A 13,207-nucleotide genomic window follows, 5' to 3' on the forward strand; every position below is an offset into this window, starting at 1 on the left:
TTCGCTATGCCCGCAACCGGTCCTTCATTTCGCGGGCGTTAGTGTGCCGCAAAACAAACAGGGATCGCGTCAAACAATGACCGTGCTTGTCACTGGCGGCGCCGGCTATGTCGGCAGCCACATGGTGCTCGCTCTGGCCGAGGCCGGCGAAAGCGTCGTGGTGATCGACAACCTCTCGACCGGCTTTTCCGGCTTCGTGCCCGACAGCGTGCCGCTGTTCATCGGCGATGCCGGCGACGAGAATCTCGTCGACGGCGTCATCAGCCAGCACGGCGTCGACAGCATCATCCATTTCGCGGGCTCGGTCGTGGTGCCGGAATCGGTGCGCGATCCGCTGCTGTATTACCGCAACAACACCATGACCACGCGCAGCCTGCTGAATGCGGCGGTCAAGCGCGGCGTCAGCCGCTTCATCTTCTCCTCCACCGCGGCCGTCTACGGCAATCCGGACCAGGTTCCGGTGCCCGAGACCGCGCCGACGCGGCCGACATCGCCCTACGGCACGTCGAAGCTGATGGCCGAGATCATGCTGCACGACACCGCCGCGGCGCACGACCTCAATTATGTCGCGCTGCGCTACTTCAACGTCGCCGGCGCCGATCCTTTTGGCCGCATCGGCTCCGCCACCGTCGGCGCCACCCATCTGATGAAGATCGCGATGGAGGTCGCCACCGGCCAGCGCGCCAAGATCGACGTCTACGGCACCGACTATCCGACCCCGGACGGCACCTGCATCCGCGATTTCATCCATGTCAGCGACCTCGCCCAGGTGCACCGCGCCGCGCTCGCCTATCTGCGCGCCGGCGGCAGCTCGGTCACGCTGAATTGTGGGTATGGCCGCGGCTATTCCGTGCTCGAAACCATCGAGGCCGTCCGCCGCGTCTCCGGCCGCGCGATCCCGATCCAGTACGGACCGCGCCGCCCCGGCGACATCATGAGCATGGTCGCCGATGCCAGCCGTCTCAGGGCGCTGCTCGACTGGACGCCCGCCTATGACGATCTGGACACAATCGCCGCCCACGGGCTCGCCTGGGAGCAGAAACTGTTCCTGGAACGCCACAGCGACCAGGAGCAGCGGGCCTCGGCCTAGAATCAAGGACTTACACGGGATGCGGGGGGCTTGAAAAAGCCGCCCCGAGCGGGCAAGCACTCTTGTCCGCCCGGCGATTTGTCCCGGCGGCCAGGGACCAGAATGGCCGAATTTCCGAAGAAGATCACCGACGATCCCTATGGCGCCGCGATCCTGATCCGCCGCCTCGTGATGGAACAGGGCCTCGTCTACTGGCGCCGCTATCTCACCGCCTTCGCGCTGATGGCGGTCGCCGCCGGAGCGAGCGCCGCGGCGACCTACGTGCTCGGCCAGGTCATCAACAAGGCCTATGTCGAGAAGAGCATCCCGGGCATCGTCGTGCTCTCCGGCGTCACCGTGCTGCTGCTGTTCGTCAAGGGCGTGACCACCTACGGCTACGCCGTCATCCTGTCCAAGATCTCCAACGCCATCCTCGCCAACAATCAGCGGCAGCTGTTCGCAAAGCTGATGAACGAGAGCGTCGGCTTCTTCTCCGAGCGCCATTCCTCGGAGTTCCTGGCCCGCCTCACCGCCGGCGCCAAGTCGATCACCGACATCCTGAGCATGCTGATCAACGCCGTCGGGCGCGATATCGTCACCTTGATCAGCATGATCGCCGTGATGGTCCTGCAGGATCCCTGGATGTCGCTGCTCGGCCTCGTCGTCGTGCCGCCGGCGATGCTGGTGCTGCGCAAGCTCGTGAAGCGCATCAAGGGCCTCGCCTACAGCCAGTTCACCGGCAATGCCGACATCCTGGAGACCATGCAGGAATCGCTGCAGGGCATCCGCACCGTCAAGGCATTCACGCTCGAGGACACGATGCGCGCGCGCATCGATGCGAACATCGCGGCCGTCGAGCAGAACGCCAACAAGATGGCCCGCGTCTCCAACCGCTCCAATCCGCTGATGGAGATGCTCGGCGGCTTCGCCGTCGCCGGCTGCCTGATGTATGCCGGCTATTCCGTGGTCGCGCTCGATGCCACGCCGGGCCAGTTCTTCTCCTTCATGATCGCCTTCCTGATGGCGACCGAGCCGGCGAAGCGGCTGGCGCGGCTCAACATCGACCTCAACAGCCAGCTGGTCGGCGCCCGCATGCTGCTCGAAGTGGTCGACAGCCCGGCCAGCGAGCAGCCCGACGACGACAAGCCGGCGCTGAAGCTCAGCCAGGCCAAGATCGAGCTGCGCGACGTCGCCTTTGCCTATCGCAACAACGAGCCGGTGCTGAACCGCATGAGCTTTGTCGCCGAGCCCGGCAAGGTCACCGCTTTGGTCGGTCCGTCCGGCGGCGGCAAGTCGACCGTGCTGGCGCTGCTGTTGCGTTACTACGAGCCGACCGCGGGCGACATCCTGATCGACGGCCAGTCGATCTCTGCGGTATCGCGGCGGAGCCTGCGCGCGCAGACCGCCTATGTCGGCCAGGACGTCTATCTGTTCCGCGACACCATCCGCGCCAACATCGCGTTCGGCAAACCGGGAGCGACCGAGGCCGAGATCATCGAGGCGGCGAAGGCAGCCTGCGCGCACGACTTCATCATGGGCTTCCCGCTCGGCTACGACACCCCGGTCGGCGAGCACGGCACCCAGCTCTCCGGCGGCCAGCGCCAGCGCATCGCGGTCGCCCGCGCGCTGATCCGCAACGCGCCGATCATCCTGCTCGACGAGGCCACCGCGGCGCTGGACTCCGAGTCGGAGCGCCAGGTGCAGGAGGCGATCGAGCATCTCTGCCAGAACCGCACCACCATCGTCATCGCGCATCGCCTGCACACCATCATGAACGCCGACGCCATCCTGGTGGTCGAGGCCGGCGACATCGTCGAGCGGGGCCGGCACGACGATCTGTTGCGCCGTGGCGGCCGCTATGCTTCGTTCTTCCGCCTGCAACAGCGCGACATGGGGCCGAACGTCATCCCCATGACTGCAACGTCCTGACCGCGACATCCTGACCCGCATATTTCACCGCATCGAGACCTTTCATGAGCTCCACCGTCATCCCGGCCTTTCCGCAGCCCTCTCTTCCCGTCACAGGCGAAGCCGGTGTCTTCCCGGTCCGCCGCATCTGGTGCGTCGGCCGCAACTATCTCGAGCACATCCGCGAGATGGGCAATGACGAGCGCGATCCGCCGTTCTTCTTCGCCAAGCACGCCGACATGCTGGCGCCCGAGGGCGCCGTGATCCCCTACCCGCCGCTGACCACGGACATGCATCACGAGGTCGAGCTGGTGGTCGCGCTGAAGAGCGGCGGCCTGAACATCCCGACCGACAAGGCGCTGGACCACGTCTATGGCTACGCCGTCGGCATCGACCTCACCCGCCGCGACCTGCAGCTGGCCTCGCGCAAGATGCAGCGCCCCTGGGAGGTCGGAAAGTCCTTCGACCATTCCGCCCCCTGCTCGGCGGTGGTGCCCGCGTCCAAGATCGGCCATCCGTCGAAGGGCAAGATCTGGCTGTCCGTCAACGGCACCGAGCGCCAGACCGGCGACCTCTCCGAGCTGATCTGGAACGTGCCGGAGATCATCTGGAAGCTCTCCCAGCAGGTCGAACTCGCCGCCGGCGACATCATCATGACCGGCACCCCAGCCGGCGTCGCGGCCGTGGTCGCCGGCGACAAGATCGAATGCGGCGTGGATGGCATCGGCACGCTGAAGGTGAGCATCGGGCCGGCGGCGAAGTAAGCCGCCCGCGTTTCCACGCTTCGAGCTACAAAAGGCCGCGCCCAGCGCGGCCTTTTTCATGCGCCGTCTCCGAACAGCCCCCCACTCCACCCCACCGGCAGTCCACTCCCCTCCCCCTTGCGGGGAGGGGTCGGGGGTGGGGGTCCACGACTTCCGCTGCCTCGATCAGCCAAGATCAAGTCGCGCGACGTCCCCACTCTCTCGCCGACCACCACGCCGCTTCCCGTCGCACGTCCGCAGCGCCGCCAGCGACGAACCATCACCCGCATCCAAGATAGTTCATCGCCCGGAGACCCCCACCCCCAACCCCTCCCCGCAAGGGGGAGGGGAGCTCACCGCCTCCTTGGCGTATGATCCAAACCCTCATGGTGAGGAGCGCCGCATGCGGCGCGTCTCGAACCATGAGGCCCATCACGCACGGCAATCTCGCGACACCACGGCATCCGCCATCAGCCGGCGCGTGACACCGCACGCGCACCATCATCATCTCCACAATCTCAAACAGCATCGCGTTCAGGGAACAAGCATCCACCTTCTCGCGACGCATCCCGCGCCCGAGTGATGCTCCAACTCCCGCCCTCTCCGAATGGAGGGCGCAGGGAAGGCCGGGCGCTGGCCGCGCCCGTGGCCCGCCTGCAGAAAAAAAGCAGGCGGCAGTCACCACAGGTCTGGCCGAACACACCCGGCCCTCCCCGCGCGATGGTTTTAACAGGCTATAGCGCGCTCTTCCTGGTGCACCGGGCTTTCTGGCCACCATCCGCCGCGCGACGCGTGAGCGTCGTCGCGACGTTGACACTAGCATCGGAGTGTCAGAACCACACGCCTTCACCGTCCGCGAGGTGAGCGTTCGTCCGTGCTCATCACACGCCGCCGCCCCGCGTCCACCGCTCCCCGCTGCCAACGTCCGTGACGACCGCGAACCGTCCCCTACCGCGCAACGGGATGGACGAATTGTAATGCTGATTTACAGAACATGTAAGAGATTTATTTTCATCGAGAATGCTTGACTGAATGGCCGACGAGACGGCTGATTTGCCCGACGGGCAGATGTTGTCAGGCCCATTGGCGCCAATGGAGCGAACCAAGGCGCAGGCAGCAAGCAGCAGGCGGAGTTTGACCTCTCGGTTGGAGCGCCCTACGTTGCGTCCGCTGGATGTCACGTTTAGCGGGACCAGCGTGATAGCCATCGATAGCTTCCGTCGTAGACGGCTGCATCAGGGCGACCATACAGCGTTATCTGCTCGCGGCGGGGCCGGTATGACCATCTTGAACTTTGATCGAAATAGACTGCCGAACGTTCTCTCGCAGGTCGTGGAGCTGCAGGCCAAGCTCTCTTTGGATCCGACTCAATTTGCTGCTCTCCTCGACACCCTGCCGATCGCGGTCCTGTTCAGCCTGGATCGAGAATGCAGTTCGATTGACGGAAACGCCGCCGCCCGCGTCCTGTTGCGCGCGCTTCCGGGACAAAATTTATCTCGGACCGCTGGTCATAGTGAGTTGCCTAATTTCCAGGTTTATGCCGCGGGGAGACTCATACCTCCCGACGAACTTCCAATGCAAAAGGCGGCCCGAACCGGGAGACCAGTGGCGCGCTCGGAATGCGAAGTTCGTTTTCCGGATGGCAGCAGCCTCTTCCTCGAAGGCCATAGTGTCCCCGTGTTCGACAAGGACAGGAACGTCTGCGGAAGTATCGGAGCGTTCGTCGACATCACCGAGCTAAAGCGGCTCGAAACCGAAAATCGTGTGCTCGCATCCAAGCTTGAAACAAAGATCGATCTGCAAGATCCACAATCGGAGCCCTCCTCGGTTTTGGCGCTTGCGCCACCGCGCCTTCGATCCTTCGACAAGATTTCGATACGGTCCACGCTGGCACTGATCGTTGCTGCAGCAATTCTTCCCTTGGTTGCAGCGATGATGTGGGCGCTACTCACCCTCACCGACTTGGCCGAGGCGCGGCAGAAGGCCGACCTGCTGTACGCGGCGAAATCGATCAGCGCAGGAATCGATTCCGAACTCAGTAAGCACGTGTCACTTGCCGAGGGGCTGAGCCGTTCTCCTGCTCTGATGAAGGACGATCTTTCCGACTTCCGACAAGAGGCTGTCCGCATTCTATCTCAGTCCAGCGCAGCTTGGATTGTGATATCAGATGGTGACGGTCAACAGCTCCTGAACACGCACGTTGAAGCTGGCACCCCATTGCCCAGAACCTTGCCTCAGACATTGAGCTACCATCAACGCGCGCTGGCTACACGAGCAACAGTGATCTCGGACGTCGTGATCGGAGCCTCCTCAGGTGTGCCGCAGATCAACATCAATGTGCCGGTCTTTCGTGACGGAAAGGGAGCGTGTATTCTCACCATCTCCATCACGGCGGCCAGCTTGAACAGGCTCCTGCACCCGGCTGATACTCCGGCGAATTGGCTCCTGGGGGTGATGGACAACAATGGTCGTTACGTTGCGAGGGCGCCTCGGTCGGAAGAGCTCATCGGCGAGCTGGCTTCCGATGCGTGGCGCAGCACTGCAGGAAAGGAGGGTGTCTTCGAATTCATGTCCCGGGAGGGTGCGACGATCATCAACGCCAACCATCGTATGGTCCAGACGGGATGGACTGTCGGCGTCGCGATCAACAAGGGCGAGTTTGAGTTGGGGTCCAAGAATACGTTCCAATTGGGCCTCGCCGCGACCGTTCTCTCCTTGCTGCTATCCGTGGTGTTGTCAGCCGGCCTCAGTCGGCGCGTTGCGGCCGCCATCCTCACCTTCCGCGACAACTCGGCAGCTTTGCTCGCGGGAGCCGATTCGGCTTCACTGCAGACTCCGGCCCTTCCCGAATTGAGAGACGCGTGGCGATCCTTACGCAAGGCAGTTAATGCTCGAAACGACCACGAGCGTTCCCTGCACAAGAAAACGGAGCAACTGGAGACGCTGCTCGATAGTGCCCCGATCGGCATCGCCTATTTTGACCGGCAACATCGCTACGTGGTGGTCAACTCGGAGTTGGCGGAGATCAACGGAATTTCGTTGGAAGATCACATTGGGCAGACAATAGAGAAGCTGTTGCCGCGCAATGCGATCATGGTCGGTCCAATTTTGGACAGAGTATTTTCCGGAGCAGAGGTCATTCGCGACCTCGAAATTGAAGGCGAAACGCCGCAGAGACCGGGTGTCACACGATACTGGCTGTGCGGCTTCTTCCCGGTACGCGACCAGATGGCGCGCGTCGATCTCGTCGGCGTCTGGGTGGTCGAAATCACCGAACGGAAGCGGGTTGAGGAACAGAATCGGCTCCTGATGCGGGAGGTCAACCATCGATCCAAAAATCTGCTCACCATTGTTCAGTCAATTGCTCGCCAGACGGCCCGAACTCAGGATACGACTGCTTTCATCTCTCGCTTCTCCGAGCGCCTCGCAAGCCTCGCCGCCAATCAAGACCTGCTCATCCGCAATGAATGGGCGGTGATCGACATTGCCGAACTTGTCGCGACGCAGCTCGCTCCGTTCGCCGAGTTCATAGGAACTCAGATTTCGTACGCTGGTGGCAAGGTGCCCATTGCCGCCAATGCGAGCCAAGCGCTCGGATTGGCCCTCCATGAGCTCGCGACCAATTCGCTCAAATACGGAGCGCTATCTGTGGCTGATGGCCGCGTCGATATTGGATGGCGAAGTGAGGGCGCTGATTTCACCATGCAGTGGATCGAGCGGAATGGCCCCGCAGTCGTGCCGCCCACCCGTCGCGGATTTGGCAGCACGGTCCTACAAGCCATGCTAAAGATGGCCGTTCGAGCCGAAGTAAGCCTTGACTTCGCGGCGGGCGGATTGATCTGGCGGATGAGATGCCCTGTCGTCAACCTGACAGAGGACTGATCGCGGTAACCACGGCGGCACTCAGAGGGCGGATTATGCTCTGCAAATTCGCCCTATCCGCGCGTACCTCACCGAAACGCCGACACCACGATCGCGCCAACGATCGCCACCGTCAGCGTGTACTTCGCCGCGTAGTACACCGTCCTGTTCCACGCCTTCACCTTCCTCGTCGCCAGGTGAAACTCGTACAGCTTGCCGAACACCTTGTTCAGCACGCCGACGTGCTCGCCTTCGACGTTCTGCGTCGCCAAGGCCTTGACGATGTGGTGGCTGACCCAGCGGTTGATGGCGGTCATGGCGCCGTATTTCATCGGGCGCTCGACATCGCAGAACAGGATGATGCGGTTGACGTCGGTTGAGTTCTCGGCGCTGTGAATAAAAGTCTCGTCGAACATGAAGGCCTCGCCGTCGCGCCAGACGCAGGGCACACCGTCGACCAGGATGCGGCACTTGTCGGAGTTCGGCGTCACCAGCCCGAGGTGATAGCGCAGCGAGCCGGCGAAGGGGTCGCGGTGGGCGCCGAGCTTGCCGCCGGGCGGCAGCATCGCGAACATCGCGCCGTGGACGTTCGGGATGGAGTTCAGCAGCTCCACCGTCTTCGGGCACAGCGTGCGCGCCGACGGCAGGAAGTCGTCGTACCATTTCAGATAGAAGCGCTTCCAGCCGCTCTTGAAGAAGGAATAGAAGCCCCAATCGTTGTTCTTGGCGGCGGCGCGGATGAAGCCCTCGTCGAACAGGCGCACCGCCTCCTCGCGGATCTCCTGCCAATTGTCGGTCAGCGTCTTGAGCTCGGGAAACTGCTCGACCGGGATCACCGGCGTGTTCGGCACGGCCGAGCCGGCATATATCAGCACGTTGTAGGGGGCGAGATAGGTCGAGTGGTCGCCGAGCTGGCGGGCGAAGCGCAGCCGCTGCTTGCCGCGGAAATGGACGTAGAGGGTGGCCCCGATCAGGATGTAGAGGCCGATGAGTTGTGGCGCGAAGAGCTGTCTGAGCATGCCCGGTCCCCATCATCCGGCCGCTCTCAGAGCGCGTTGCGCAGACCCGTGTCGCCGTGGGGCGAGACGGAAGACGGTCGCCTGAGACCAGCCGCGAGGACTTCAATTTAGCCGGAAGTGCGGCAGGCTGCATCCCCCGCAGTGCGGGATATGACCGCAACTCACGCGCGAAAGTTCTGCGGCGTGCTCTTGCAGCAACAGGTGGGGGTGTCGGGCTCCGGCCCGCACCGCCGCGATGTCAGCCCCGCGCCATCTCCTGCAGCCCCTTGAAGGTCAGCCGCTTCGGATCGCGCACGCCGGCCAGATACATCCGGCGGATGAAGGCGGCTACGGCGTCACGGTCACAACCGGTCAAGATGACGACGGCGTCCACCGCGGTCTTCTGGGCCTCCATGGGACTGGTCCTCCTGGGATTGCACCCGGCACCGCCAGCTTTCACGGCGCCGCTTAACAGCGCGTTAACCGTGCGGACGGCTGCCAGTTCCCCTTGCCCGGATTCGGGTCCTCGCCCAATACGCGAAATCGCGGATGTTGCTCGGCGGACTCAGTGGCGTGGCGCGCGGGCCGCACTCCACGCTGGGCATGGTCATCGCTTAGGGTGCGCGGTTTGGGGCCTCATGGTTCGAGACGCGTCGCAAGGGCGACGCTCCTCACCATGAGGGTCAAGAGCCGAGGACGGCACTGCACCGTCTCCATGACACGCCGACAGGCGTGTTCATGGAGAGGGATGAGATTTCGCCGCGAAGTTTGACCTCGTCCTGAGGAGCCCGCCCGAAGGCGGGCGTCTCGAAGGACGTTTGGAGCCCGATCCGGCAGCGGCGGCCTTTGCCAATGCAATCGCCCCGCCCCTGCCCATGCCGCCGTCACACCAGGAAGAAGTCCTGCGGCGTCTCGACGCTTCGTTCGTCGCCATGTTGCGTGACGAGCTTCTGGCGGGTCGGCCGTGTCGGTGGCGTGATGACGCGCCGCTCCAGTTCCGATGAGGCCGGGATCGTATCGACGAACCTGACGGCGAAGCCGTCGGGGAAATGCCGGACCACGCGGCCGATGCAGCTGCCGACCGCGAGCGGGGTGCCGATCTCCGGCTGGACGGCGGCGGAGACGGCCGCGCCCGACATCGACGCATCGATGACGAAACAGGGGACGCAGCTGCCGTCGGCGAGCGTCAGCTCCGAATGCGGCGAGTTCGGCACGAAGCGGGCCTCGCGGCGGGAATCGCGGATCGTCGGATCCTTCTGCTTCTTCTCCAGCCAGACCAGCTTCTCGGCGAGCTTGGCGCGCTCGGCGCGCGTCATCTCCAGCTCGAGCAGGAAGCCGCCATGCACGGTGTCGCTGATCTCGCCTTCGAACTTGCCGAAATCACGGAAATACGAGGTCAGGCGGTCGCCGACCTTGCCGACCACAGGCACGTCGAGCAGCGCGCGAAACGGCGACACGCGCGTGGTGCGGCAGGCGAAGGAGCGCAGACGCCCCTGCGGATCATACCAGTTCGGCAGCGTGTAGGTGCCGACCGTCTGGATCCGGACCGCGCGTTGCCTCAGGAATCGAGCAACCGACATCGCACGCCTCCCCTCGATCCCCATTCATCCCCGTGACCCGCGACCGCCCGCCGCTCGCAGCGTGCCGCAGTCAATACAATCTCTGCGTGTATTTCCGAGCGAAATACACCGCGCACAAACCCAGCCATCATGCCCGGACGGTGCGCGCAAAAGCCTAAGAAAGTCTGAAAATAAGGCCGGAAATCCCGCTCAACGGAATCGTAGGACCAACCCCTTTCCGCTTTCTGAAGATGCGGCCCCGTCTGATTACGGTGCGGCGCGGCATGCAGTATCGGCATCGTCGTCCCCATGGAGAGCGCAGCGCGGACGTGTCGCGCGGGTCACAAGCGAGGCGTAATCGGCCGATCCGCGCCGTCTCGTGCGACGGCTCAACCGCGTCGATGACGTCATCGTTCCTGCGCGCGTGTTGTTAGCAAACGATCAAGCTTAACGAGATGGCCACTGAGGCGCGGCTGCAACTCACGATCTCATTCTGCGATGCGCGCGACGATTGATGCGTGCAAGCGCGCCGCTCGCGAAGTGCTAACACATTCGCGGCGTTTCACTATCTGCACGCTAACAACCTGTTCACCACTTACGCAATCGTTGCTTGAGGCGGGTGCTGCGGCCCGCCTCGTTCAAGTCTGCTTATACCATTGGCGCTTAGTCGTTAGTCAGGGAGAACCGCTGTCGATCGATCGGCGTGTTTGCTCCCCGTGTATGAGTAGAAAGTAGTTCCGCGCATGATGACCGCACGCATCGTGGTGTTAACCATCGCTCTCGGCGCTGGCGGCGTTGCGGCCTATCTCGTCAGCAACTCCGAAGGCCAGCAGCCGGCGCCAGCAGCACCTGTCGTGCAGCTGCCGACCGTCGAGGTGCTGGTGGCCAAGGCCGACATCGGCCTGGGACAGGCGATCAAGCCCGGCGATCTCGTCTGGCAGACCTGGCCTGAGGCTGCGAGCAACATCTTCATCCGGCGCGGCGACCGCCCCGAGGCCGCCAATCAGCTGGTCGGCTCGATCGCGCGCGCGCCGTTCGTGGTCGGCGAGCCGATCCGCGAGCAGAAGCTGGTCAAGTCGGACGGCTCCGGCTTCATGGCCGCGATCCTGCCCGCCGGCATGCGTGCCATCTCCACCGAGATCTCGCCGGAGACCGGCGCCGGCGGCTTCATCCTGCCGAACGACCGCGTCGACGTCATCCTCTCCAAGCGCGACAAGAATCCGGACAAGCCCGGCGCTGCCGACTCCGTCAGCTCCGAGACCATCCTCACCAATGTGCGCGTGCTCGCGATCGACCAGGCGCCGAAGGAGAAGGAAGGCCAGAACACGGTGGTCGGCAAGACCGTGACGCTCGAGCTCAAGCCCGAGCAGGCCGAGACGCTGGCCCGTGCACGCCAGGCCGGCACGCTGGCGCTGGCGCTGCGCAGCATCGCCGACGTCAACGCGAGCGAGACCAGCAAGTCCGACACGCAGCAACAGCAGCAGATGGCGCAGCGGGGCAACGCCATCGAGATCATTCGCTTCGGGGTTTCGACCTCGCAGGGCGCAAAGTAAGGACGGGGAAGATGAAGGGGCATCAACGCGCAAAGATGGGGATGGGGATCATCCGCGCGCTTTCCATCTCGGCAGCCGTCGCGCTCGCGCTCAATCCGGCGCTGGCGCCGGTGCAGGCGGCCGATGAGCGGCTGGACACGCCGGTCGTCTCGGTCGGCTCGTCGAAGGTTCGCTACATGTCGCTCGGCATCGGCAAGTCCGTGGTCGTGGACTTCCCGCAGGACGTCAAGGACGTGCTGGTCGCCGATCCCAAGATCGCCAACGCAGTGGTCCGTTCGGCGCGGCGCGCCTACATCATCGGCGCCGCGGTCGGCCAGACCAACGTGGTGTTCTTCGACGGCGAGGGCCAGCAGGTCGCAGCCTATGACATCGCGATCAAGCGCGATCTCAACGGCGTGCGCCAGGCGCTGAGCCAGAGCATTCCCGGCGTCAAGATCGACGGCGTCGGCGAGGGCGTGATCCTCACCGGCTCGGTGTCGAGCCCGGTCGAGGCGCAGCAGGCCGGCGAGATCGCGGCACGGCTGGTCGGCGGCGCCGACAAGGTCGTCAACTCGATCGCCGTGCGCGGCCGCGACCAGGTGATGCTGAAGGTCAACGTCTCCGAGGTCCGGCGCGAGATCGTCAAGCAGCTCGGCATCGACCTTAGCGCCAGCATGACCTACGGCACCGCGGTCGTGAACTTCAACCAGACCAATCCGTTCACGGCCTACGGCAAGTCGCTGGTGGCCGGGAACGGCCTCTCGGCCATCGGCGGCGGCAATCTGTCGTCGGTGTCGGCGACGATGCGCGCGATGGAGACCGCAGGCGTCGTCAAGACGCTGGCCGAGCCGAACCTGACCGCGATCTCGGGAGAGTCCGCGACCTTCATCGCCGGCGGCGAATTCCCGGTCCCCGGCGGCTACGCCTGCGACCCGAAGACGGGACTCTGCAGCACCTCGGTCACCTTCAAGAAGTTCGGCATCTCGCTGAACTTCACGCCGGTGGTGCTCAGCGAGGGCCGCATCAGCCTGCGCGTCATGACCGAAGTGTCGGAGCTGTCGAACGACAACGCGATCACGCTGTCCTACGCAACGAGCGCGGGCTCGGCCTCGTCGGTCACCATTCCTGCGATCCGCACCCGCCGCGCCGAGACCACGCTGGAGATTCCCTCCGGTGGCTCGATGGCGATGGCCGGCCTGATCCAGAACCAGACCAAGCAGGCGATCAACGGCCTGCCCGGGCTCAACCAGCTGCCGGTGCTCGGCCAGCTGTTCCGCAGCCAGGACTACGTCAACAACGAGACCGAGCTGATGGTGATGGTGACGCCCTATGTCGTCCGCGCCGTCGCGCAGAAGGAGCTGTCGCGGCCGGATGACGGCTTTGCGCCGGCGACCGACTCGGAGTCGGCGCTGCTCGGCCGCATGAACCGGCTGTACGGCATCGCCGCCAAGGTCGACGCCGCCACGGGGCAGCCGGCCGGCTTCGGCTTCATCATCGACTGAGACGACGGGGATTTCGGGGCACGGGGGATCGGATC

General features: G+C 64.2%; 9 protein-coding genes. 6 read left to right on the forward strand and 3 right to left on the reverse strand.

All coding sequences use genetic code 11. From position 1 onward, the window contains the following. The first annotated feature begins 76 nt into the window (after positions 1-76). From galE to NLR35_RS21260, 4 genes are all read left to right on the forward strand, one after another. Positions 77-1,090, forward strand: coding sequence for a UDP-glucose 4-epimerase GalE (galE, locus tag NLR35_RS21245; RefSeq protein ID WP_257168482.1), 1,014 nt, complete (start codon positions 77-79; stop codon positions 1,088-1,090). Positions 1,091-1,192: 102 nt separating this feature from the next. After that, the gene (locus tag NLR35_RS21250) at positions 1,193-2,998 is read left to right on the forward strand and encodes an ABC transporter ATP-binding protein (RefSeq protein WP_257168483.1); all 1,806 of its coding nucleotides are present in this window, start codon (positions 1,193-1,195) and stop codon (positions 2,996-2,998) included. Positions 2,999-3,042: 44 nt separating this feature from the next. Then, positions 3,043-3,741: a fumarylacetoacetate hydrolase family protein gene (locus NLR35_RS21255; protein WP_257168484.1), complete on the forward strand. Its 699-nt coding sequence runs from the start codon at positions 3,043-3,045 to the stop codon at positions 3,739-3,741. A 1,011-nt stretch (positions 3,742-4,752) separates the two neighbouring features. Beyond that, positions 4,753-7,602, forward strand: a complete 2,850-nt coding sequence (locus NLR35_RS21260) for an HWE histidine kinase domain-containing protein (RefSeq protein ID WP_257168485.1) — start codon at positions 4,753-4,755, stop codon at positions 7,600-7,602. 68 nt (positions 7,603-7,670) lie between these two features. On the opposite strand, the gene NLR35_RS21265 is transcribed toward NLR35_RS21260, so the two are convergent. The 3 genes from NLR35_RS21265 to NLR35_RS21275 form a co-directional block, all read right to left on the reverse strand. Next, positions 7,671-8,600, reverse strand: coding sequence for an aspartyl/asparaginyl beta-hydroxylase domain-containing protein (locus NLR35_RS21265; protein ID WP_257168486.1), 930 nt, complete (start codon positions 8,598-8,600; stop codon positions 7,671-7,673). A gap of 238 nt (positions 8,601-8,838) precedes the next feature. Continuing rightward, a complete protein-coding gene (locus NLR35_RS21270) occupies positions 8,839-8,994 on the reverse strand; it encodes a hypothetical protein (protein ID WP_006608993.1) in 156 nt (51 codons plus the stop codon). A 469-nt stretch (positions 8,995-9,463) separates the two neighbouring features. Next, complete coding sequence (locus NLR35_RS21275; protein WP_257168487.1) at positions 9,464-10,159, reverse strand: PilZ domain-containing protein; 696 nt, start codon at positions 10,157-10,159, stop codon at positions 9,464-9,466. Between the two features lie 722 nt (positions 10,160-10,881). Here NLR35_RS21275 and cpaB point away from each other — a divergent pair. After that, positions 10,882-11,691: a Flp pilus assembly protein CpaB gene (cpaB, locus tag NLR35_RS21280; protein WP_257168488.1), complete on the forward strand. Its 810-nt coding sequence runs from the start codon at positions 10,882-10,884 to the stop codon at positions 11,689-11,691. Between the two features lie 11 nt (positions 11,692-11,702). After that, the gene (locus NLR35_RS21285; RefSeq protein WP_257168489.1) at positions 11,703-13,172 is read left to right on the forward strand and encodes a type II and III secretion system protein family protein; all 1,470 of its coding nucleotides are present in this window, start codon (positions 11,703-11,705) and stop codon (positions 13,170-13,172) included. Positions 13,173-13,207 lie beyond the last annotated feature (35 nt).

Origin of the sequence: Bradyrhizobium sp. SRS-191, from assembly GCF_024586915.1 — a bacterium.
GTDB lineage: Bacteria > Pseudomonadota > Alphaproteobacteria > Rhizobiales > Xanthobacteraceae > Bradyrhizobium.

Coding starts and splice junctions, on each gene's coding strand:
- galE (WP_257168482.1), top strand. CDS start 77: ATGACCGTGCTTGTCACTGGCGGCGCCGGCTATGTCGGCAGCCACATG.
- NLR35_RS21250 (WP_257168483.1), top strand. CDS start 1,193: ATGGCCGAATTTCCGAAGAAGATCACCGACGATCCCTATGGCGCCGCG.
- NLR35_RS21255 (WP_257168484.1), top strand. CDS start 3,043: ATGAGCTCCACCGTCATCCCGGCCTTTCCGCAGCCCTCTCTTCCCGTC.
- NLR35_RS21260 (WP_257168485.1), top strand. CDS start 4,753: ATGGCCGACGAGACGGCTGATTTGCCCGACGGGCAGATGTTGTCAGGC.
- NLR35_RS21265 (WP_257168486.1), bottom strand. CDS start 8,600: ATGCTCAGACAGCTCTTCGCGCCACAACTCATCGGCCTCTACATCCTG.
- NLR35_RS21270 (WP_006608993.1), bottom strand. CDS start 8,994: ATGGAGGCCCAGAAGACCGCGGTGGACGCCGTCGTCATCTTGACCGGT.
- NLR35_RS21275 (WP_257168487.1), bottom strand. CDS start 10,159: ATGTCGGTTGCTCGATTCCTGAGGCAACGCGCGGTCCGGATCCAGACG.
- cpaB (WP_257168488.1), top strand. CDS start 10,882: ATGATGACCGCACGCATCGTGGTGTTAACCATCGCTCTCGGCGCTGGC.
- NLR35_RS21285 (WP_257168489.1), top strand. CDS start 11,703: ATGAAGGGGCATCAACGCGCAAAGATGGGGATGGGGATCATCCGCGCG.